A 25,935-nucleotide genomic window follows, 5' to 3' on the forward strand; every position below is an offset into this window, starting at 1 on the left:
ATATATCAAGGGGGTACTATGGCTAGTAGCGTTATCGGCACCATTAGATTTGTTATTGGCCAGGTATTCGTTGTCGCTTCAGATGGTACACAGCGCCAGCTAGTCGCAGGCGATCGTATTTACAATGGAGAAGAAGTCGTTACCGGAAATGCCGGTGCTGTTTCCATTTTGTTACCTGATGGCCATACGCTTGATTTGGGACGTGACAGCCGATGGGGAGATGGAACCGATATTACGTCACAACAGCCAGATCCCACTGCGGACGTCGCGGCGTTACAGGAAGCTATTGCTCAGGGCGCGGACCCTACACAGGTGTTGGAAGCCACAGCTGCTGGTGCCGGTAATGGGGATATCGGCGAGGCTGGTGATGGTGGCGGTGGACATTCAACAACTGACATCATGCTGAACCTGACAGGTAAAATTGTCGATCCTACGGCTGGTTTTGATACGACAGGTATTACTAATTCTGTAACGGATATTCCCAGTCTGACTGATCCTAATTTGCTGGCTGCACAAATTCAGGAAACATCAATTCCCAGTGATACAACATCTCCTTCTATTGTCATTACGTTTAATCGCGATGGTTCCCTCAATTTTCAATTTACTGAAGCACCGGTCGGTTTTGACCTGAGTGATATTACCGTTAATAACGGTATTGTCTCTGATTTATTGCAGGATCCCAATGACCCAACGCACTGGACGGCAGTATTGACGCCGAGTTCCAATTTTGAAGGGTTGGTGACGGTAAGCGTTGCAGATGGTAGTTATACCGACCAAGCGGGAAATGTGGGAAGTGGCGGACAGGTAACCACTCAGGTAGATACATTACCGCCGGAGGCCAGCATCAGTATTGATGCGGTGACGGCCGACAACACGATTAATGCCGCCGAAGCCGGACAGAACCAGACGGTGAGCGGCACGGTGGGTAACGATGTGCAGGTCGGCGACACCGTCACGGTGACCATCGGCTCGGCGACCTACCAGACCCAGGTCACTACCGCCGGCGACGGCAGCCGGGTATGGAGCGTCAGCGTGCCCGGTAGCGTACTGGCAACGAACGCCGCTATTCAGGCCACCGTCACGACGACCGATGCGGCCGGTAACCCGGCCAGCGCCACGGCCGATCACGCCTATCAGGTGGATACCACGGCGCCGGAGGCCAGCATCAGTATTGATGCGGTGACCGCCGACAACACGATTAATGCCGCCGAAGCCGGACAGAACCAGACCGTCAGCGGCACCGTCGGTAACGATGTGCAGGTGGGCGACACCGTCACGGTGACCATCGGCTCGGCGACCTACCAGACCCAGGTCACCAGTGCCGGTGACGGCAGCCGGGTATGGAGCGTCAGCGTGCCCGGCAGTGTGCTGGCAACGAACGCCGCCATTCAGGCCACGGTCACGACGACCGATGCCGCCGGTAACCCGGCCACTGCCACCGCCGATCACGCCTATCAGGTGGATACCACGGCACCGGACGCCAGCATTACCATCGATCCAGTGACGGCGGATAATGTTCTGAATCAGGCGGAAGCCGGACAGAACCAGACCGTCAGCGGCACGGTGGGTAACGATGTGCAGGTCGGCGACACCGTCACGGTGACCATCGGCTCGGCGACCTACCAGACCCAGGTCACTACCGCCGGCGACGGCAGCCGGGTATGGAGCGTCAGCGTGCCCGGTAGCGTACTGGCAACGAACGCCGCTGTTCAGGCCACCGTCACGACGACCGATGCGGCCGGTAACCCGGCCAGCGCCACGGCCGATCACGCCTATCAGGTGGATACCACGGCGCCGGAGGCCAGCATCAGTATTGATGCGGTGACCGCCGACAACACGATTAATGCCGCCGAAGCCGGACAGAACCAGACCGTCAGCGGCACCGTCGGTAACGATGTGCAGGTGGGCGACACCGTCACGGTGACCATCGGCTCGGCGACCTACCAGACCCAGGTGACCAGTGCCGGTGACGGCAGCCGGGTATGGAGCGTCAGCGTGCCGGGCAGTGTGCTGGCAACGAACGCCGCCATTCAGGCCACGGTCACCACCAGCGACGCGGCCGGTAACCCGGCCACTGCCACCGCCGATCACGCCTATCAGGTGGATACCACGGCACCGGACGCCAGCATTACCATCGATCCAGTGACGGCGGATAATGTTCTGAATCAGGCGGAAGCCGGACAGAACCAGACCGTCAGCGGCACCGTCGGTAACGATGTGCAGGTCGGCGACACCGTCACGGTGACCATTGGCTCGGCGACCTACCAGACCCAGGTCACTACCGCCGGCGATGGCAGCCGGGTGTGGAGTGTCAGCGTGCCCGGTAGCGTACTGGCGACGAACGCCACTGTTCAGGCCACTGTCACGACGACCGATGCCGCCGGTAACCCGGCCAGCGCCACGGCCGATCACGCCTATCAGGTGGATACCACGGCACCGGACGCCAGCATTACCATCGATCCAGTGACGGCGGATAATGTTCTGAATCAGGCGGAAGCCGGACAGAACCAGACCGTCAGCGGCACGGTGGGCAACGATGTGCAGGTGGGCGACACGGTCACGGTGACCATCGGCTCGGCGACCTACCAGACCCAGGTCACTACCGCCAGCGACGGCAGCCGGGTGTGGAGCGTCAGCGTACCCGGCAGTGTGCTGGCAACGAACGCCGCGATTCAGGCCACCGTCACGACTGCCGACGCGGCCGGTAATCCCGCCAGCGCGAGCGCCGATCACGCCTATCAGGTGGATACCACGGCGCCGGAGGCCAGCATCAGTATTGATGCGCTGACCACCGACAACACGATTAATGCCGCCGAAGCCGGACAGAACCAGACGGTGAGCGGCACGGTGGGTAACGATGTGCAGGTCGGCGACACCGTCACCATCACCATCGGCAGCCAGAGCTACCAGACCCAGGTGACCAGCGCCGGTGACGGCAGCCGGGTGTGGAGCGTCAGCGTGCCGGGCAGCGTGCTGGCCGGGCAGAGTGCCATTCAGGCCACCGTCACCACCAGCGATGCGGCCGGTAACCCGGCCACCGCCACCGCCGACCACAGTTATCAGGTCGATACCACGGCGCCGGAGGCCAGCATCAGTATTGATGCGGTGACGGCCGACAACACGATTAATGCCGCGGAAGCCGGACAGAACCAGACCGTCAGCGGCACCGTCGGTAACGATGTGCAGGTGGGCGACACCGTCACGGTGACCATCGGTAGCCAGACTTATCAGACCCAGGTGACCAGCGCCGGTGACGGCAGCCGGGTGTGGAGCGTCAGCGTGCCCGGTAGCGTACTGGCCGGGCAGAGTGCCATTCAGGCCACCGTCACCACCAGTGATGCGGCCGGTAACCCGGCCACCGCCACCGCCGACCACAGTTATCAGGTCGATACCACGGCGCCGGAGGCCAGCATCAGTATTGATGCGGTGACGGCCGACAACACGATTAATGCCACGGAAGCCGGGCAGGATCAGACCGTCAGCGGCACGGTGGGCAATGATGTGCAGGTCGGCGACACGGTTACAGTGACCATCGGTTCGGCGACCTACCAGACGCAGGTCACTACCGCCGGTGACGGCAGCCGGGTATGGAGCGTCAGTGTGCCGGGCAGTATCCTGGCGACGAACGCCGCCATTCAGGCCACGGTCACCACCAGCGACGCCGCCGGTAACCCCGCCAGCGCGAGCGCCGATCACGCCTATCAGGTGGATACCACGGCGCCGGAGGCCAGCATCAGTATTGATGCGGTGACGGCGGATAACACGATTAATGCCGCCGAAGCCGGACAGAACCAGACGGTGAGCGGCACGGTGGGTAACGATGTGCAGGTCGGCGACACCGTCACGGTGACCATTGGTTCGGCGACCTACCAGACCCAGGTGACCAGTGCCGGTGACGGCAGCCGGGTATGGAGCGTCAGCGTGCCGGGCAGCGTACTGGCAACGAACGCCGCTATTCAGGCCACCGTCACGACTGCCGACGCGGCCGGTAATCCCGCCACGGCGAGCGCCGATCATGCCTATCAGGTCGATACCACGGCGCCGGAGGCCAGCATCAGTATTGATGCGGTGACCGCGGATAACACGATTAATGCCGCGGAAGCCGGGCAGAACCAGACCGTGAGCGGCACGGTGGGCAATGATGTGCAGGTGGGCGACACCGTCACGGTGACCATTGGCAGCCAGAGTTACCAGACTCAGGTGATCAGTGCCGGTGACGGCGGCCGGGTATGGAGCGTCAGTGTGCCGGGCAGCGTACTGGCAACGAACGCCGCGATTCAGGCCACCGTCACCACCAGCGACGCCGCCGGTAACCCCGCCAGCGCGAGCGCCGATCATGCCTATCAGGTCGATACCACGGCGCCGGAGGCCAGCATCAGTATTGATGCGCTGACGGCGGATAACACGATTAATGCCGCGGAAGCCGGACAGAACCAGACCGTCAGCGGCACCGTCGGCAACGATGTGCAGGTGGGCGACACCGTCACGGTGACCATCGGCTCGGCGACCTACCAGACCCAGGTCACTACAGCCGGTGACGGCAGCCGGGTATGGAGTGTCAGCGTGCCGGGCAGTGTACTGGCGACGAACGCCGCCATTCAGGCCACGGTGACCACCAGCGATGCGGCGGGCAATCCCGCCACCGCCACGGCTGATCATGCCTATCAGGTAGATACCAGCGCACCGGAGGCCAGCATTACCATCGATACGCTGACGGCGGATAATGTTCTGAATCAGGCGGAAGCCGGACAGAACCAGACCGTCAGCGGCACGGTGGGTAACGATGTGCAGGTCGGCGACACCGTCACGGTGACCATCGGCTCGGCGACCTACCAGACCCAGGTCACTACCGCCGGCGACGGCAGCCGGGTATGGAGCGTCAGCGTGCCCGGTAGCGTACTGGCAACGAACGCCGCTGTTCAGGCCACGGTCACCACCAGCGACGCCGCCGGTAATCCCGCCACTGCCACGGCCGATCACGCCTATCAGGTCGATACCACGGCGCCGGAGGCCAGCATCAGTATTGATGCGGTGACCGCCGACAACACGATTAATGCCGCCGAAGCCGGACAGAACCAGACCGTCAGCGGCACCGTCGGTAACGATGTGCAGGTGGGCGACACCGTCACGGTGACCATCGGCTCGGCGACCTACCAGACCCAGGTGACCAGTGCCGGTGACGGCAGCCGGGTATGGAGCGTCAGCGTGCCGGGCAGTGTGCTGGCAACGAACGCCGCCATTCAGGCCACGGTCACCACCAGCGACGCGGCCGGTAACCCGGCCACTGCCACCGCCGATCACGCCTATCAGGTGGATACCACGGCACCGGACGCCAGCATTACCATCGATCCAGTGACGGCGGATAATGTTCTGAATCAGGCGGAAGCCGGACAGAACCAGACCGTCAGCGGCACCGTCGGTAACGATGTGCAGGTCGGCGACACCGTCACGGTGACCATTGGCTCGGCGACCTACCAGACCCAGGTCACTACCGCCGGCGATGGCAGCCGGGTGTGGAGTGTCAGCGTGCCCGGTAGCGTACTGGCGACGAACGCCACTGTTCAGGCCACTGTCACGACGACCGATGCCGCCGGTAACCCGGCCAGCGCCACGGCCGATCACGCCTATCAGGTGGATACCACGGCACCGGACGCCAGCATTACCATCGATCCAGTGACGGCGGATAATGTTCTGAATCAGGCGGAAGCCGGACAGAACCAGACCGTCAGCGGCACCGTCGGTAACGATGTGCAGGTGGGCGACACCGTCACGGTGACCATCGGCAGCCAGAGCTACCAGACCCAGGTCACTACCGCCGGCGACGGCAGCCGGGTATGGAGTGTCAGCGTGCCGGGTAGCGTACTGGCGACGAATGCGACCATTCAGGCCACCGTCACGACTGCCGACGCGGCCGGTAACAGTGTTACCGCGAGTGCCGATCACGCCTATCAGGTGGATACCACGGCGCCGGAGGCCAGCATCAGTATTGATGCGGTGACCGCGGATAACACGATTAATGCCGCGGAAGCCGGACAGAACCAGACCGTCAGCGGCACGGTGGGCAACGATGTGCAGGTCGGCGACACCGTGATCATCACCATTGGCAGCCAGAGTTACCAGACCCAGGTGACCAGTGCCGGTGACGGCAGCCGGGTATGGAGCGTCAGCGTGCCCGGCAGTGTGCTGGCAACGAACGCCGCCATTCAGGCCACGGTCACCACCAGCGACGCCGCCGGTAATCCCGCCAGCGCGAGCGCCGATCACGCCTATCAGGTCGATACCACGGCGCCGGAGGCCAGCATCAGTATTGATGCGGTGACCGCGGATAACACGATTAATGCCGCGGAAGCCGGACAGAACCAGACCGTCAGCGGCACGGTGGGCAATGATGTGCAGGTGGGCGACACCGTCACCGTCACTATCGGTAGCCAGACCTACCAGACCCAGGTCACCAGTGCCGGCGATGGCAGCCGGGTATGGAGTGTCAGCGTGCCCGGTAGCGTACTGGCGACGAACGCCGCCATTCAGGCGACGGTCACCACCAGCGACGCCGCCGGTAACCCGGCCAGCGCCACGGCCGATCACGCCTATCAGGTGGATACCACGGCGCCGGAGGCCAGCATCAGTATTGATGCGGTGACCGCGGATAACACGATTAATGCCGCGGAAGCCGGACAGAACCAGACGGTGAGCGGCACGGTGGGTAACGATGTGCAGGTGGGCGACACCGTGATCATCACCATCGGCAGCCAGAGCTACCAGACCCAGATCACTACCGCCAGTGACGGCAGCCGGGTGTGGAGCGTCAGCGTGCCGGGCAGTATCCTGGCGACGAACGCCGCCATTCAGGCCACGGTCACCACCAGCGACGCCGCCGGTAATCCCGCCACTGCCACGGCCGATCATGCCTATCAGGTCGATACCACGGCACCGGACGCCAGTATTACCATCGATCCAGTGACGGCGGATAATGTTCTGAATCAGGCGGAAGCCGGACAGAACCAGACCGTCAGCGGCACCGTCGGCAATGATGTGCAGGTGGGCGACACCGTCACGGTGACCATTGGCAGCCAGAGTTACCAGACCCAGGTGATCAGCGTCGGTGACGGCAGCCGGGTATGGAGCGTCAGCGTACCCGGCAGCGTACTGGCAACGAACGCCGCGATTCAGGCGACGGTCACCACCAGCGACGCCGCCGGTAACCCGGCCAGCGCGAGCGCCGACCACAGTTATCAGGTGGATACCACGGCGCCGGGGGCCAGCATTACCATCGATCCAGTGACGGCGGATAATGTTCTGAATCAGGCGGAAGCCGGACAGAACCAGACGGTGAGCGGCACGGTGGGTAACGATGTGCAGGTCGGCGACACCGTCACGGTGACCATTGGCAGCCAGAGCTACCAGACCCAGGTCACTACGGCCGGCGACGGCAGCCGGGTGTGGAGTGTCAGTGTACCCGGCAGCGTACTGGCGACGAACGCCGCGATTCAGGCCACTGTCACCACCAGCGATGCGGCCGGTAATCCCGCCAGCGCCACCGCCGACCACAGTTATCAGGTGGATACCACGGCGCCGGAGGCCAGCATCAGTATTGATGCGGTGACGGCGGATAACACGATTAATGCCGCGGAAGCCGGACAGAACCAGACGGTGAGCGGCACGGTGGGCAACGATGTGCAGGTCGGCGACACGGTCACGGTGACCATCGGTAGCCAGACTTATCAGACCCAGGTGACCAGCGCCGGTGACGGCAGCCGGGTGTGGAGCGTCAGCGTGCCGGGCAGCGTACTGGCAACGAATGCGACCATTCAGGCGACGGTCACCACCAGCGATGCGGCCGGTAATCCCGCCACCGCGAGCGCCGATCACGCCTATCAGGTGGATACCACGGCGCCGGAGGCCAGCATCAGTATTGATGCGGTGACCGCGGATAACACGATTAATGCCGCCGAAGCCGGACAGGATCAGACGGTGAGCGGCACGGTGGGTAACGATGTGCAGGTCGGCGACACGGTCACCATCACCATCGGCAGCCAGAGCTACCAGACCCAGGTCACTACCGCCGGCGACGGCAGCCGGGTATGGAGCGTCAGCGTGCCCGGCAGTGTGCTGGCAACGAACGCCGCGATTCAGGCCACCGTCACGACGACCGATGCCGCCGGTAACCCGGCCAGCGCCACGGCCGATCACGCCTATCAGGTCGATACCACGGCGCCGGAGGCCAGCATCAGTATTGATGCGGTGACCGCCGACAACACGATTAATGCCGCCGAAGCCGGACAGAACCAGACGGTGAGCGGCACGGTGGGTAACGATGTGCAGGTCGGCGACACCGTCACCATCACCATCGGCAGCCAGAGCTACCAGACCCAGGTCACTACCGCCAGCGACGGCAGCCGGGTATGGAGCGTCAGTGTGCCGGGCAGTGTACTGGCGACGAACGCGGCCATTCAGGCCACCGTCACGACTGCCGACGCGGCCGGTAATCCCGCCACGGCGAGCGCCGATCATGCCTATCAGGTGGATACCACGGCGCCGGAGGCCAGCATCAGTATTGATGCGGTGACGGCCGACAACACGATTAATGGCGCCGAAGCCGGACAGAACCAGACGGTGAGCGGCACGGTGGGTAACGATGTGCAGGTCGGCGACACCGTCACGGTGACCATCGGCTCGGCGACCTACCAGACCCAGGTCACCAGTGCCGGTGACGGCAGCCGGGTATGGAGCGTCAGCGTGCCCGGCAGTGTGCTGGCAACGAACGCCGCCATTCAGGCCACCGTCACGACGACCGACGCCGCCGGTAACAGTGTTACCGCGAGCGCCGATCACGCCTATCAGGTGGATACCACGGCGCCGGAGGCCAGCATCAGTATTGATGCGGTGACCGCGGATAACACGATTAATGCCGCGGAAGCCGGACAGAACCAGACCGTCAGCGGCACGGTGGGTAACGATGTGCAGGTGGGCGACACCGTGATCATCACCATCGGCAGCCAGAGCTACCAGACGCAGGTCACCAGTGCCGGCGATGGCAGCCGGGTATGGAGTGTCAGCGTGCCGGGCAGCGTGCTGGCCGGGCAGAGTGCCATTCAGGCGACGGTCACGACGACCGATGCGGCGGGCAATCCTGCCACCGCCACGGCCGATCATGCCTATCAGGTGGATACCACGGCGCCGGACGCCAGTATTACCATCGATACGCTGACGGCGGATAATGTTCTGAATCAGGCGGAAGCCGGACAGGATCAGACGGTGAGCGGCACGGTGGGTAACGATGTGCAGGTGGGCGACACCGTCACGGTGACCATTGGCAGCCAGAGTTACCAGACCCAGGTGATCAGTGCCGGCGATGGCAGCCGGGTATGGAGCGTCAGCGTGCCCGGCAGCGTGCTGGCGACGAACGCGGCCATTCAGGCGACGGTCACGACGACCGACGCGGCCGGTAACAGTGTTACCGCGAGCGCCGATCATGCCTATCAGGTCGATACCACGGCGCCGGAGGCCAGCATCAGTATTGATGCGGTGACCGCGGATAACACGATTAATGCCGCGGAAGCCGGACAGAACCAGACGGTGAGCGGCACGGTGGGTAACGATGTGCAGGTGGGCGACACCGTGATCATCACCATCGGCAGCCAGAGCTACCAGACCCAGATCACTACCGCCAGTGACGGCAGCCGGGTATGGAGCGTCAGCGTGCCGGGCAGTATCCTGGCGACGAACGCCGCCATTCAGGCCACGGTCACCACCAGCGACGCCGCCGGTAATCCCGCCACTGCCACGGCCGATCATGCCTATCAGGTCGATACCACGGCACCGGACGCCAGTATTACCATCGATCCAGTGACGGCGGATAATGTTCTGAATCAGGCCGAAGCCGGACAGAACCAGACCGTCAGCGGCACCGTCGGTAACGATGTGCAGGTGGGCGACACCGTCACGGTGACCATCGGCTCGGCGACCTACCAGACCCAGGTCACCAGTGCCGGTGACGGCAGCCGGGTATGGAGCGTCAGCGTGCCGGGCAGTGTGCTGGCAACGAACGCCGCCATTCAGGCCACGGTCACCACCAGCGACGCGGCCGGTAATCCCGCCAGCGCGAGCGCCGATCACGCCTATCAGGTCGATACCACGGCACCGGAGGCCAGCATCAGTATTGATGCGGTGACCGCCGACAACACGATTAATGCCGCCGAAGCCGGACAGAACCAGACGGTGAGCGGCACGGTGGGTAACGATGTGCAGGTGGGCGACACCGTCACGGTGACCATCGGCTCGGCGACCTACCAGACCCAGGTCACCAGTGCCGGTGACGGCAGCCGGGTATGGAGCGTCAGCGTGCCCGGTAGTGTGCTGGCAACGAACGCCGCCATTCAGGCCACGGTCACCACCAGCGACGCGGCCGGTAATCCCGCCAGCGCGAGCGCCGACCACAGTTATCAGGTCGATACCACGGCGCCGGAGGCCAGTATTACCATCGATGCGCTGACGGCGGATAATACGATTAATGCCGCGGAAGCCGGACAGAACCAGACCGTCAGCGGCACCGTCGGTAACGATGTGCAGGTGGGCGACACCGTCACGGTGACCATTGGCTCGGCGACCTACCAGACCCAGGTCACTACCGCCAGCGACGGCAGCCGGGTATGGAGCGTCAGCGTGCCGGGTAGCGTACTGGCAACGAACGCCGCTATTCAGGCCACCGTCACGACGACCGATGCGGCGGGTAACAGTGTTACCGCGAGCGCCGATCACGCCTATCAGGTGGATACCACGGCGCCGGACGCCAGCATCAGTATTGATGCGGTGACGGCGGATAACACGATTAATGCCGCCGAAGCCGGACAGAACCAGACCGTCAGCGGCACGGTGGGCAACGATGTGCAGGTGGGCGACACCGTCACGGTGACCATTGGCTCGGCGACCTACCAGACCCAGGTCACTACGGCCGGTGACGGCAGCCGGGTGTGGAGCGTCAGCGTGCCCGGCAGTGTGCTGGCAACGAACGCCGCGATTCAGGCCACCGTCACGACGACCGATGCCGCCGGTAACCCGGCCACTGCCACCGCCGATCACGCCTATCAGGTGGATACCACGGCACCGGACGCCAGCATCAGTATTGATGCGGTGACCGCCGACAACACGATTAATGCCGCGGAAGCCGGACAGAACCAGACCGTCAGCGGCACGGTGGGTAACGATGTGCAGGTGGGCGACACCGTCACGGTGACCATCGGCTCGGCGACCTACCAGACCCAGGTCACCAGTGCCGGCGATGGCAGCCGGGTATGGAGTGTCAGCGTGCCCGGTAGCGTACTGGCGACGAACGCCACTGTTCAGGCCACTGTCACGACGACCGATGCCGCCGGTAACCCGGCCAGCGCCACGGCCGATCACGCCTATCAGGTGGATACCACGGCACCGGACGCCAGCATTACCATCGATCCAGTGACGGCGGATAATGTTCTGAATCAGGCGGAAGCCGGACAGAACCAGACGGTGAGCGGCACCGTCGGCAACGATGTGCAGGTGGGCGACACCGTCACCGTCACTATCGGTTCGGCGACCTACCAGACCCAGGTCACTACGGCCGGCGACGGCAGCCGGGTATGGAGTGTCAGCGTGCCGGGCAGCGTACTGGCAACGAACACCGCGATTCAGGCGGCGGTCACGACTACGGACACCGCCGGTAATCCCGCCACCGCGACCGCCGATCACGCCTATCAGGTGGATACCAGCGCGCCGGAGGCAAGCATCACCATCGATCCAGTGACGGCGGACAATACGCTGAACGAGGCAGAAAGCGAGCAGACTCAAACCATCAGTGGTTCAGTAGGAAAAGATGTACAGGCGGGGGATACGGTTATTGTCACCGTTGGTGACCGGACTTACGCCACTATCGTGAATGCCGATGGTATCAGTTGGAGTGTTAGCATACTTGGCAGTGTGCTGGCAATGCATAGTCAGATTAGTGCCGCGGTAACCACACAGGATGAAGCGGGTAACACTATGACCGCCACTGCCGATCGATCTTATACGGTCGATACTGCTGAACCGGATGTCGCTATTACTGAATTTGCTGGTAATGACGGTTATATCAGTCAGGGTGAATTGGCTAATACCGCAGTGGGTGGTACCAGTAGTGAGAGCGTCGTCGATCTGGTGTTTACTGATGCAAATGGTAAATCAGTGACGGTAAATAATGTACAGGTCGTAGAAGGGCAATGGAGTCTTCATGCTGATCTCAGCACACTGGCTGAGGGGCAGGTTACCGTGGTGGCGACAGCCACCAGCCCGTCAGGTAATCACGCTAGTGATACGGACAGTGCCACCCTGGATATTACCGGACCAGTGGGACATGACCAGATAGTAACGGGTACGGAAGATACCCCGGTCTCCATCAGTTGGAGTGACCTTGGTACGTCCGGTGATACCAGCAGCATTGTGATTTCTTCTCTTCCTGATACCAGTACAGGAACGTTGTATTTTAACGATCATGGGCAATGGAAAGCGGTTTCTATCGGGCAGACCTTTACGTCGGCAGATTTTGAACTGCGATTTGTCCCTGCCGCCAATGTTTCTGGTGCTGATCTGACGGGCATGGCATATCAGCCAGTGGATGATGCGGGAAATCATGGGGATACGGCCACACTCTCCGTTAATATCACGCCGGTGGCCGATGCCCCGGATGTCTCTTTGACGATTACCAGTGGTGATACCGTTGCAGAAACGCCGACTTACATCAAGGTCAATGGCGGCAGCGAACAGCCCGGTGGTTTTGATGTACAGGATGGTGTGATTGTCAGAATCGGTGATGGGGTGCGTGTCTGGCTTTCTCCTGGTGATCCGGTGCCGGAAATCGTGGGCAATGGTGAAGTGGTTTACTACAACCAGGGGAATGTCAGCGGTAGTCGAGACTATACCGACATCTTTGTGGTGCATGAGGGCAGTGGATATGTGCAGGATGGCAATTATCGTACCTTAAATGCGGTGACAGGGAATACCGGGAGTGAGTCGTCAGGGGTCAAGTCAGACTATATTTTCATCCAAGGCACACAAGCTGACGGTTATAACGACACTGTCGGGACAAATAATAATGCTGATACATCGGTGAACACTTTTGATTCCGTCAATGTGACTTATCACGATGTAGCGCTGATCGGTGGCGCTAATAAACTTGACGGTATTATTTATGGTGACGGTACTATCAAGAGCGCCGATGCTTCCTCGACTTCTGAGGAAACGGTAACGGGTCAGGCCGGCTATCAGGAACATACCATCACGGTCTCTGCGGCGTTGACGGATACGGATGGCAGTGAAAGCTTGTCGGGAATCACATTGACAGGTATACCCGAAGGTACGGTGCTAATTGATCATATCAATAACGTCACGGTAACGATTGGCGCTGATGGCGCCTATCTGATCCCCAACTCATTGCACGTTGATTCGCTTGCCGGCCAGATAACACTACAGGTGCCGGTAGATGCGGGGCAATTTGATGTTGTTGCTCAGGCAACGGCGACTGAGCAGGCGAATTATGATTCCGCCACCGGCTATTCGTCTCAATCGGTAGAGCAATATGCTGTCACCGTAGGTACTTCCGGTAGTGATACCATAACTGGTACACACAGTAACGATATAGTTGTGGGTGATGTGTCCGGACTGCAAATCGTTGATGGTCAGAATTACAATATTGCGTTTCTGGTGGATTCCTCTGGCAGCATGTCGACAGAGAATGTGGCTAAAGCTATCACATCATTAACCGATGTATTTAACAGCCTGATTCATAGTGCCAGCGGTAGTTCTGCGGGGACCGTCAATGTCTTTTTGGCTGATTTTGATTCGCAGGTCGGGCAAACGGTATCAGTAAACCTGGCTGATCCTAATGCATTGTCCAGTCTTACGGCTGTGTTAGGTTCGATGATTTCAGGCGGCGGGACCAATTATGAGGATGTGTTTAAAACCGCAGCCAATTGGTTCCTGAGTGATACGGTGACCCATAATCAGGGCACCAATCTGACCTATTTTATTACCGATGGTGAGCCAACATTCTATCAGAATGGTGAAACGGATTCTGCCGTTGTCAGTAATAGCTGGTGGCAAACACAAACACTGAACATCGACAATATTGATTACCAGCAAGGGCAGTCCTATTCCATGAATATCATGGGGGCGGCCCGAGAAGTGATTGACACTAACGGCGATGTTTATTCGTACTCTCAGGGATGGGGTAACCAGGTCTATCGCTCGGTTATTGGTCATGTCAATGCCGAAGGAGATGGTACTTATGAAATATCTTATCTGGATGGCACCGGAAACAGCACGACGCATTCAACAATAACCAACTCTCAGGACGCATTTGCACTGTTGCAGAATGTCTCTACGGTAGAAGCGATCGGCATCGGGGATTCTCTGAATGCGGCTAGCTTGGTGAATTATGATTCGGATGGCGTAGTGCAGGATCACATTGATCCCACTCAGTTAAATGATGCGATTCTCGGTAGTAATCAGCCTGCAATGGCGGGCGATGATACGTTATCCGGTGGCAGCGGCAACGATATACTGTTTGGTGATTCGGTTACCTTTGATGGGATTGAAGGAAATGGGCTGACGGCGTTGCAGCATTATATTGCTGGTAAGCTCAATACCTCCACGGGAGCGTCATTGACGGTTCAGGAAATGCATAACTACATTTCCGGACATAGCGCAGAGTTCGATCTTTCGTCATCACATGATGGTAATGACATTCTGAATGGTGGTGTGGGAAACGATATCCTGTTTGGTCAGGGTGGTAATGATGTGCTTAATGGTGGTATGGGTAATGATATCCTTTACGGCGGTTCTGGGGATGATATCCTGATTGGCGGCTCCGGTAATAATATTCTGACCGGTGGTGCTGGCGCAGATACCTTTACCTGGCAATCTGGTGATACCGGCCATGATGTGATTAAAGATTTTAATCCTGGTGAGGGTGATCGGATTGATCTAAGTGATCTGGTAGGGGAACTGAAATCAGGAACTGATATTAGCCACTATATTCGTATTACAGAGAGTGCTGATTCTCCTACCATAGAGGTGAGCACGCAAGGGCAGTTTAATGGAGCAAGTGGTGGTACGCCGGATGTCTCTATCACGTTGGATCACTATCATGGCGTACTGCCTTCAGTAGAGAGTTTGATTAGCAAACCAGAACCCAGTGCGGCTTGATTGTGCATTGGATACAGAGAGCATCGTACAATATGTGCGGCGCTCTTCTCTGAAAATAAAAAAGGGTTGTCTATGTTCTATATTTTGCGAGACAGCAATAGCAATTTAATCAGGGTTGAAGAGTCACCGTTTCCTGAAATGAATGGCGAACTAGCGGAAGATTCTGTGGAAGCAATCGCATGGCTGAACAATCAGGAAGTCATTTTGTCCAGTCTACAGAAGTTGCGCAACAGCGATCTGGAAATGGTTCGTGTATTGGAAGATTTAATTCAGGTCTTGATCAATAAGGGTCAAGTGAATATCACGGATTTTCCTGTCGCAGCACAGCTAAAATTGATTAATCGAGCGCAGGCTCGTGAAGTGCTGGGTGGGTTGGATGCATTGATCCGTGAAGATGAAGATAAAATGTTTTGACGATATATGGCCCGTATATTGAGAACGGCTTGCCGGGGAAACCGACAGGCCGTTTTTTTATGTTGCTCTATTCTGCGGCAACCGGGCTACCCAAAAGGCGTCCCATCGCACCCTGAATACCCATTTCCTGCAATACCTGCAATTCGCCCTCTGTTTCGACACGCTCGGCAATGAGTGGGAGATCGATACTGTTGGTCGCACGATACAGCGCTTCAATAAACATTTTTTTGTCTTCTTCTTGATCAATATCGCGGATGTAACTTCCATCAATTTTCAGATAGGCAAGTCCCCATTGAGATAGGTTGCCGATCATCATAAATCGCCCGCCAAAGTGTTGCAGACCTAACTTGCACTTGTACTCGTTCAGCAGTTTTACCAACGACCCCAGATGGGCGGGGTCTGGTAGTTGATTTTCATCGAGTTCCAGAATCAGACGTTTGGCCAGTGCAGGTTTAGACTGTAACGGTTTTAGCAACTGTTCCATCAGTTGCAGGTCCAGTACGGTACTACCGGATAAACTCAAAGCCAGAGTACCTTCATGTTTTTCCAGGTAAGCAAGTGTATGCTTCACCATGATTTGATCCAGCCGGGTACTCCAGCCAAAACGTTGTATCCACGACAGAAATTTTCCGGCGTTAATCTTATTGCCCCGTTTATCAGTAATGCGAGCCAGCACTTTTTTGTGCATCACCTGTTCAGGGTGCAGGCAGTTAACGACGGGTTGCAGGAAAAGCTGAACCTGTTCCTGGTCAAGCAGCGGTTTCAGCAAACTAAACCAATAGTGTTGATCCTCGACCCATTGCGGGGACTCCTGATTGTTATCTTCCGATCTGATATCGACATTATGCTCAGCACGGGTGAGTAATTGATCTCCCTGGATAAACAAGGATTGAACGGTATCTCCGGTGTGGAATGGAACCAATACCACATGCGCAACCGGTGATACATCGGTTTCGTCGGCTAAAAACAGGGCTTCAATGCCTCGGGATAACGTGTTGGCCAGTATAGCAGCCTCTTTTTTTATCAGACCGGGACAAAACAAAGCGAATTCACCACCACGGATGCGGGCGGTCACGCTATCGGGGCCAATAGTGTGTGTTTTGCATTGATGGATAATATTCGCTACTGAAATCAGTAATTCATCGGTTCTGGCACCACCAAGACGCTGGTTCATCTTGCCCAGGTCCTGTAACCGAATCATGAGGAGATAACCGGGAGCCGTATCCTCAGCACTAAGTTTTGTTTTTAGTTGGGTATCGAATGCGCGGCGATTGGCCAGACCGGTCTGTGGATCCTGATAGGCTTCCTGTCGTAATTGTTCACTGCGCTGAGCTTCTTCCTCGAACAATGTTTTAAGCTTGGTGACCATTAAATTCATGGCCTCAACTACCCGACGTAGCTCCGGCGTTTTCGGCAGATCAGATAAGCTTAAAAATTCGTGACGACTGATGGCCATTGATTGTTCCACCATGTAGTCCAGGGGACGTAACTGACGGCGCAGAAAGAGGGCCCCGAGAGTCAGACCAATGGCCCCGCAGGCTAGCAACCAGATAAATGTGGCGACTGTACTTTGCCAGAGACGGGCGACAGCAAACATAGGATGACTGATGACTTTAACCCGGGCTGCCTGTTCCCAGCCACGCATGATGGTAGCTTCTCCGATACCCGGCTGCAAATTCACCAAATGAACAAACCAACTGGGAACATCCGGGATTTCAGGTGATGCGGTACGTTCCAGTATCACTTTATGGGTGGCTATATTCAGGACACGAATGCTGGAAAAATAGCCACTGTCAAAGATAGAACTGACCATGAGTTCTACCATGACAGGATCGTCAATATTGGGTGTGAGTGCTAACCCCAACGCTGTTGCCGAATCTTGTGCATGTGAGTTCAACTGATTGTTATATTGCTCACGGGAGCTTTCCAGGTTGGCAATGAAACCGCCACTGAACAGCACCAGCATAAACAAGCAGATGGCTATCAATAATTGTTTAAATAGCGACATAGCCTCGTCCTACTCTTCAATTGAAAATCCTTCAGCGCGCATCTTGATGAGTAAATCCTGCCAGCGCGAAAGGCGTTTACTGTCTCCGGCGCGTTTGTTACCGCTTGCGCCAGGCAGCCATAATCCATCACCATTGAATGAATAAACTGGAAATAAATCAGTGCGTTGTGTGGCTGGCTGAATCTTATTGATTAAGCTATCCAGCACCAATGGAATAGCATTCGGAGTAGGGTAGTAACTCAGCACCATATGCGCACGGTTTAAACGCAGCGCCTTAACATAAGTGATACGTAATTTTTCTCGATCAACACCCAGATGGCGCAGTGTTATATATTTGGCGATGGCATAGTCTTCACAGTCACCTTCGCCTTTACGCAATGCTTCAATCGGTGTAGCCCAGTAATCCACCTGGTGCCAGACATCAATATCTTCCTGATAAATAATTTTGTCATTGAAGAATCGGTTAACGGCGTCCAGCTTCTGGTTTTCGGTTGCATTTCGCTGGTTCAGCAACAGAGACTGCCACTCTTTTATTCGTTTGCGTGCATCAGGTGTGGCGGGGCCGTAAAGCTGGTCGGTGCGCTGTTCAATAGTAGCGAAATTCCAATTGGCATACAGAGAATCGGCCAGCAGCAGGAATACGCCAGTAAATAAATACAGCAATACTCTAAGGCATGATTGACAACGCCACTGGTATTTCAATCTGGCTTCTCTGCTTACCCAAAGGAATATCATCTAGCATTATTGCCTTGATGAATCTGACATTATAGACCGTCGCAGAATATCTTACTTTCAACATGCTAAAAAGAGCGTGTGTGGCAAAAGGGACGAAGGAGATAAAAAGGGATTACTATGTCGCCAACGACGATACCATCATGGTTAAAAAGTGGGAAGAATATGGAATTAGGGTCATTGGTTTCAGAAACTCGCAACCCGGCGACGATGAATTTAGATCTGTTGTCAACGTTGGATATGATGACGGTATTTAACCAGGAAGATCAAAAAGTACCCGAGGCGATCAGTCAGGTGCTGCCAGCGATTGCCCAGGTCGTTGAGGTTACTGCTGCCTGTCTGAAAGCTGGAGGACGGTTGATCTATCTTGGTGCGGGAACTAGCGGAAGACTGGGTGTGCTGGATGCATCAGAATGTCCACCTACCTTTGGCGTGCCTCATGGGTTGGTTATCGGTCTGATTGCTGGCGGACCCGGTGCCTTGCTGAAGGCGGTGGAGGGCGCGGAGGACGATCCAGCGCTGGGTGAAGCCGATCTGATTAACCTGTCCTTGAAACCGGTAGATATGGTCATCGGCCTTGCGGCCTCGGGTCGCACACCGTATGTGCTTGGTGCATTACGTTATGCGCATCAGCTGGGATGCCATACCGCCGCGATTTCCTGTAACCCCCAGTCCCCCATTGCTCGGGAAGCGGAGATCGCGATTTCACCACTGGTAGGTCCCGAGGCGTTGACAGGATCAACCCGGTTGAAGTCAGGTACGGCACAAAAGCTGATTTTGAATATGATTTCTACCGGTGTGATGGTGAAGCTGGGCAAGGTTTATCAGAATCTGATGGTGGATGTGAAGGCTACCAACATCAAGTTGATGGATCGCGCCTGCCGCATTGTCATGGAGACAACCGGCGTAAATAGGGCAGAGGCGCAGTCGGTGCTGGAACAGACCGACTACAATGTTAAACCGGCTATTGTGATGATTCTGGTCGGTTGTGACGCTGAAGAAGCACAATGGAGGTTGAGCCATCATAATGGTTATCTGCGCGCAGCGATCAGAGATTGATCGGTGTGAGAGCTGTCGCCGGTTACTGCTGAAATATTTCCCTCCGGGATGGCGTGTGTATAATGCTGCCCTCGGTACGGCTGTAAACGGTATCAAGAGGAATTATGAACCGCATAGTAGACGATGAATACTGGATGCGTCATGCCCTGACACTGGCACAGAAAGCCCAGAATGAAGGGGAAGTCCCGGTTGGTGCGGTTCTGGTGTGCAATGACCAGGTGATTGGTGAGGGTTGGAACAGACCGATAGGCAAGCATGATCCTACCGCCCATGCCGAAATGATGGCGTTGCGTCAGGGCGGACAGGTGTTACAGAATTACCGGCTGTTAAATACGACACTATATGTCACTTTGGAACCGTGCGTAATGTGTGCGGGTGCGATGATCCATAGTCGTATTGGGCGATTGGTTTATGGCGCGACAGATGAAAAAACCGGTGCCGCAGGATCGTTGGTGGATATTCTGCATCATCCAGGGATGAATCATCAGATACAGATCACCCGTGGTGTTCTGGCGGAGGAGTGCGCTGCTATGTTGAGCGCCTTTTTTCGTATGCGGCGGGAACAGCATAAAGCGCGCCGGGTTGCGGGAAAAGGAACACTTCCTGAGTAACGGCGATGAGAAACGTATCTACCGTGGAAGTTTTTCTGGCGGTACAACCGGATAAGCCTGCCCGGCCAGCTTCTGCTGCTGCAATTTGCTTTCTTTTTCTGACAGATACCCGACCAGGCTAACCATATAACGCCGAATATTCTCGACATAGTTATAGGCTTCGTGACCGCGGGCATACCCGTTGGCCGTCTGGGTATAGTAGCGTTTCTGGCTTAGCATCGGTAGCCGCATTTTTACATCAGCCCAACTGTCCGGATTCCCTTTCTGTTTTTCTGTCAATTTACGAGCATCCATCAGGTGGGCATACCCCATATTGTAGGCTGCCAGCGCAAACCAGATTTTTTCATCTTCGGGAATGGTATCTGGCATTCTTTGCATCATGTTCGACAAATATTGTGCACCACCGCGAATGCTTTCTTCTGGATCGAGTCGATCAGATACATTCAGACTCTCTGCGGTATTGCGCGTCAGCATCATTAAGCCACGAACGCCTGTGGGTGAGGTGGCCAGCGGATTCCAGTGTGATTCCTGATAGGAAATCGCCGCCAGGAGTTTCCAGTCGATATTCGTTGCGTATTTTTCAAACAGTGCACGCAAGGCCGGTAGCGTGTCATCAATGGCGGCGAGGAACGTCGTGGTATCCACATAATCGAATTCTCCCACATGACCCAGATATTTCTCTTGCAGACGAGCAAGGGTACCGTCTTCCTCTATCTGGCTGAAAAAATCGAGGAGTGCCGCTGACAGACTGTCGTCGTGAGTACGTCGCATATACCAGGTTACGGGTTCTTCATCACTGATATCGGCTGCTACTGCCAGTTGGGGATGAATCCGCTGCATTAAACCAATAGTGACCGAGTCTGCCAATGTGTAATCAAGCTTACCATCGGCCACTTGTTTGAGCAGGTCTTGTGTGGAGATATTCGAGGTGACTTCCCATTTCAATTGTGGGTATTTATGAGCCTTCAGATCGCGGAGGGTTGCCGCATGGGCGGAGCCGGACAGGACAACCAGCCGGCCATGAAGTTTATCCAGTGACGTCGGACGAGGCGTTCCCAGCCGATACACGAGCTGTTGAGACACAGAATAGTAGGTCGGTCCGGCTTTGAAACGCTTCAGGCGTTCATGATTGTAGATCAGACCAGCGGCCAGCAAATCGGCATTACCGTTATCAAGATCGTTGAACAGACCGTCAATGTTCTGGCGTGTTGAAACCACCAGCTGAACACCGAGGTAATCGGCGAACCGTTTTGCCAGTTCATAATCCAGTCCTGCGGGGGAACCGTGATTAAGGTAGTACGTCAAGGGGGAGTTGATAGTACTGACTCGCAACTCACCACGTGAAAGAATCTGCCTGAGCTGGACGTCCTGGCTGCTACGCCAGGGAATATTTGGCCATAGTGCCAACATCAACAGCAGAGCGATTACCCCGATGAAAAAATAATTTATCGTTAGACGCTTCAAATAGTTGTCTCTCGGTGACCTGATGGTCGGTCTGTCTGTAGCGGCAGTTTTTTATACGAAAAACCCGAGTCGGGGCATTTTGCGTAACAAATCGTCACTGTGCAACTTTTATTGACTTGGTTACAAATTGAGCTTGTCCGGTCGTGGATGTTGAACAATAGCGACGCAAACGGTTTCGTCGCGCGTCAGGATTCACTATAATAACGCGCGTTTCCCCCCTGTAGCGCCCATGACGCACTGCGGTCAGTGCATCGAAGATGAGAGAATTTTAGATTATGGAAATACTGCGTGGTTCACCTGCTTTATCGGCTTTTCGTATCAATAAACTGTTGGCGCGTTGCAATGAAAACTATCTGCCTGTCAGTGACATTTATGCTGAATATGTTCATTTCGCCGATGTGAGTGCCCCGTTAAGTAGCGATGAACAATCACGACTGACCCTCCTGCTGAAATATGGCCCTTCTCTCACGGAACATGAACCTACGGGGCATCTGATTCTGGTTACGCCTCGCCCAGGCACTATTTCTCCCTGGTCTTCCAAAGCAACAGATATCGCCCATAATTGTGGTTTGCAGAAAGTCCTGCGGCTGGAGCGCGGTCTGGCATTCTATATTCATGCCCCGACACTCAGCGAAGCACAGTGGCAGGAATTGGGTGCTCTGTTACACGACCGGATGATGGAAAGCGTGTTCGATGATTTGCAACAGGCGACACAACTGTTCACCCACCATCAACCTGCACCGCTAAAACGGGTGGAAATTCTGCTACAGGGGCGTCAGGCACTGGAGGCGGCTAATGTTCGTCTTGGCCTGGCATTGGCTGAAGATGAAATTGATTACCTGATGGATGCGTTTATCAAACTGGGACGTAATCCGACCGATATTGAGTTGTACATGTTTGCTCAGGCGAATTCAGAGCACTGTCGCCACAAGATTTTTAATGCCGATTGGGTTATTGATGGGGTTAAGCAGCCAAAATCGCTGTTTAAGATGATCAAAAATACCTATGAGCACACCCCGGATCACGTGCTATCAGCTTACAAAGATAATGCGGCGGTCATGGAAGGTTCAGCGGTCGGTCGCTTTTTCACCGATACGAAAAATGTGTATGACTACCATCAGGAAGAAGCCCATATCCTGATGAAGGTCGAAACGCATAACCACCCCACCGCTATTTCACCGTGGCCGGGTGCCGCTACCGGTTCTGGTGGCGAAATCCGTGATGAGGGTGCGACCGGACGCGGTGCCAAGCCGAAAGCTGGTCTGGTGGGCTTTTCGGTTTCCAACCTGCGTATCCCTGGATTCGTCCAACCGTGGGAACATGATTTTGGCAAGCCCGATCGTATTGTCAACGCGTTGAATATCATGGTAGAAGGCCCGCTGGGCGGAGCAGCGTTTAACAACGAATTTGGCCGTCCGGCATTGACTGGCTATTTCCGGACTTATGAAGAGTCTGTTGATAGCCATAACGGGGTCGAAGTCCGGGGTTATCACAAGCCAATTATGCTGGCGGGTGGTATTGGTAATATCCGTGCTGATCATGTGAAAAAAGGTGAAGTCAGTATTGGCGCCAAACTGATTGTTCTGGGTGGCCCGGCGATGAACATCGGGTTGGGTGGTGGTGCCGCTTCTTCCATGACTTCCGGCCAGTCTGATGCTGATCTCGACTTTGCTTCTGTACAACGGGATAACCCGGAAATGGAGCGTCGTTGTCAGGAAGTGATTGACCGCTGTTGGCAGTTGGGTGAAGAAAATCCGATTTTGTTTATTCATGATGTGGGCGCGGGTGGTCTTTCCAACGCGATGCCGGAACTGGTAAGTGATGGTGGTCGTGGCGGTCGTTTTGAATTGCGCGACATTCTCAACGATGAGCCGGGAATGAGTCCGTTGGAAGTGTGGTGTAACGAATCGCAGGAACGTTATGTCCTGGCGGTGGCACCGGAGCAACTGGCGCTGTTTGATGAAATCTGCCGTCGCGAGCGGGCACCTTACGCGGTTATTGGCGAGGCTACCGAAGAACAGCATCTGACCATGAATGACCGTCATTTCAACAATAGACCAATTGATTTACCGCTTGAAGTGCTGTTGGGTAAAGTGCCTAAAATGCAGCGTGACGTTGTGCATCAATCGGTGGAAGGCACACCGCTTGATCGCACGGGAATCTATCTGGCGGAAGCGGTGGAACGTGTGTTGCACCTGCCTGTGGTGGCGGAGAAAACGTTCCTGATCACCATCGGTGACCGCAGTGTGACCGGCATGGTTGCGCGGGATCAAATGGTGGGACCGTGGCAGGTACCGGTAGCGGATTGTGCTGTTACCACGGCCAGTCTGGATAGCTATTACGGTGAGGCCATGTCCATTGGTGAACGGGCCCCGGTGGCGCTGCGTAACTTCGCCGCCTCAGCCCGTCTGGCAGTGGGTGAAGCGTTGACCAACATTGCCGGTACGCAGATAGGTAACCTGAAGCGCGTCAAACTGTCAGCCAACTGGATGGCTGCGGCGGGACATCCGGGTGAAGATGCCGGCTTGTATGATGCAGTCAAGGCGATTGGCGAGGAGTTATGCCCGGCTCTGGGGTTGACTATCCCGGTGGGTAAAGATTCCATGTCGATGAAAACCCGTTGGCAGGAAGGGGGTGAAGAGCATGCGGTAACGTCCCCGATGTCGCTGGTGATTTCTGCCTTTGCTCGGGTTGAGGATGTTCGTAATACCGTTACGCCGCAACTGCGTTCCGGTCAGGACAACGCGCTGCTGCTGATTGATTTGGGGGCCGGAAATCATGCGTTGGCTGCCACGGCACTAGCCCAGGTTTATCGTCAGCTGGGGTGCAAGACAGCGGATGTGCGTAATGCTGATCAACTCGCCGGCTTCTTTAATGCCATGCAGAAGCTGGTAGCGGATGAAGCGTTGCTGGCGTATCACGACCGATCAGATGGCGGCTTGCTGGTAACACTGGCAGAAATGGCCTTTGCCGGTCACTGTGGTGTGACGGTTGACATCAGCTCGATGGGTGAGGACGCACTGGCTGTCCTGTTTAATGAAGAGCTGGGGGCTGTTATCCAGATTGAGTCGTCACGCCGTGCTGAGGTTGAGCGAGTGCTGGCTGACTTTGGGCTGGCGGATTGCACCCACTATCTGGGTACGGCAGAACCGGGCGATCACTTCGTTATCGCTCAGGGGAGTGAGATCGTTTACCACGAGAAGCGCACCACGATGCGTAACTGGTGGGCAGAGACTACGTGGCAGATGCAGCGTCTGCGCGACAACCCGCAGTGTGCTGACCAGGAGCACAATGCCAAGGCTGATGATAACGATCCCGGCCTGAATGTAGTACTGACCTTTGAACCGCAGGAAGATATTGCTGCCCCATTCATCAGCAACCAGTGCCGGCCTAAAGTGGCGGTATTGCGTGAGCAAGGGGTTAACTCTCATATAGAAATGGCCGCCGCATTTCATCGTGCCGGTTTTGAAGCCATCGATGTGCATATGAGTGATTTACTGGCTGGTCGGTGTGATCTGCAAGATTTCCAGGCTTTGGTGGCTTGCGGTGGTTTCTCTTACGGTGATGTGCTGGGTGCCGGTGAAGGGTGGGCGAAATCGATTCTGTTCAACAACCGGGTGCGTGATGAGTTCTCTGCGTTCTTCCTGCGTCCACAAACCTTGGCGTTGGGGGTCTGTAATGGTTGTCAGATGATGTCCAACCTACGTGAACTGATTCCGGGAGCTGAACATTGGCCTCGTTTTGTTCGCAATAAATCTGATCGTTTCGAAGCTCGCTTCAGCCTGGTTGAAGTTACTAATAGTCCGTCGCTATTTATGCAGGATATGGTGGGTTCCCGCATGCCGATTGCGGTTTCTCATGGTGAAGGACTGGTAGAAGTGCGTGACGATGCCCATTTGGACGCTCTGGAACAGAGCCGGCTTATTGCGCTGCGTTATGTCAATAATTACGGTCAGGTAACAGAAGATTATCCCGCTAATCCGAACGGATCACCCAATGGCATTACTGCGGTGACCAGCCTTAGTGGCCGAGCAACAGTGATGATGCCGCATCCAGAACGAGTATTTCGTACCGTGAGCAACTCCTGGCATCCGGAAGAGTGGGGGGAAGACAGCCCCTGGATGCGCATGTTCCGTAACGCTCGCAGACAATTGGGGTGATGCCGGAAATCTGCTTTACAGGTCGAAATCAAGAGGCTTCGGACTCTTGATTTCTGATCTGTCTCAAATTGGCGACATTGAGTACTTCGATTGTCTCAAAAAAGAGACTATTAACTTGTTGATTTATAATAATTAATTTAATAACGCTCAAGAGTGTCTCCTTCTGGAGACAGAACAACAGGTTATCGTCAGCAGATACTGATGATTGTCAGTGTTATTCCATGTTTGCTTGTGGCGTATTTTTATTTATTGTTATTATTCAATTAATTATGTTTAA

The 25,935-nt window shown here is 56.2% G+C and carries 8 protein-coding genes; 5 read left to right on the top strand and 3 right to left on the bottom strand.

Annotated features, from left to right (window positions below):
* Positions 1 to 18: 18 nt before the first annotated feature.
* Positions 19 to 15,210, top strand: a complete 15,192-nt coding sequence (locus CWC46_RS08930; protein WP_101377485.1) for an Ig-like domain-containing protein — start codon at positions 19 to 21, stop codon at positions 15,208 to 15,210.
* Between the two features lie 72 nt (positions 15,211 to 15,282).
* The gene (locus tag CWC46_RS08935) at positions 15,283 to 15,624 is read left to right on the top strand and encodes a hypothetical protein (RefSeq protein WP_021016934.1); all 342 of its coding nucleotides are present in this window, start codon (positions 15,283 to 15,285) and stop codon (positions 15,622 to 15,624) included.
* Positions 15,625 to 15,691: 67 nt separating this feature from the next.
* Here the strand turns inward: CWC46_RS08935 and lapD are convergent, their stop codons facing one another.
* Entirely contained in the window at positions 15,692 to 17,632 is a 1,941-nt protein-coding gene (lapD, locus tag CWC46_RS08940; RefSeq protein ID WP_021016933.1) for a cyclic di-GMP receptor LapD, read from the bottom strand.
* 9 nt (positions 17,633 to 17,641) lie between these two features.
* Positions 17,642 to 18,295 (bottom strand): cysteine protease LapG, encoded by a 654-nt coding sequence (gene lapG, locus CWC46_RS08945; RefSeq protein ID WP_037381952.1) that lies wholly within the window; start codon positions 18,293 to 18,295, stop codon positions 17,642 to 17,644.
* 234 nt (positions 18,296 to 18,529) lie between these two features.
* On the opposite strand from lapG, the gene murQ reads away from it, so the two are divergent.
* The gene (gene murQ, locus CWC46_RS08950; protein WP_021016931.1) at positions 18,530 to 19,423 is read left to right on the top strand and encodes an N-acetylmuramic acid 6-phosphate etherase; all 894 of its coding nucleotides are present in this window, start codon (positions 18,530 to 18,532) and stop codon (positions 19,421 to 19,423) included.
* Positions 19,424 to 19,527: 104 nt separating this feature from the next.
* Complete coding sequence (tadA, locus tag CWC46_RS08955; protein ID WP_021016930.1) at positions 19,528 to 20,034, top strand: tRNA adenosine(34) deaminase TadA; 507 nt, start codon at positions 19,528 to 19,530, stop codon at positions 20,032 to 20,034.
* 18 nt (positions 20,035 to 20,052) lie between these two features.
* Here tadA and mltF read toward each other — a convergent pair whose 3' ends face one another.
* Positions 20,053 to 21,498, bottom strand: coding sequence for a membrane-bound lytic murein transglycosylase MltF (gene mltF / locus CWC46_RS08960; protein WP_037381949.1), 1,446 nt, complete (start codon positions 21,496 to 21,498; stop codon positions 20,053 to 20,055).
* Between the two features lie 275 nt (positions 21,499 to 21,773).
* Between mltF and purL the strand changes: the two genes are divergently transcribed.
* Positions 21,774 to 25,658, top strand: coding sequence for a phosphoribosylformylglycinamidine synthase (gene purL, locus CWC46_RS08965; RefSeq protein ID WP_021016928.1), 3,885 nt, complete (start codon positions 21,774 to 21,776; stop codon positions 25,656 to 25,658).
* The last annotated feature ends 277 nt before the right edge of the window (positions 25,659 to 25,935 follow it).

The sequence above is a fragment of the Prodigiosinella confusarubida genome (assembly GCF_002847015.1).
Classification (GTDB): domain Bacteria; phylum Pseudomonadota; class Gammaproteobacteria; order Enterobacterales; family Enterobacteriaceae; genus Prodigiosinella; species Prodigiosinella aquatilis.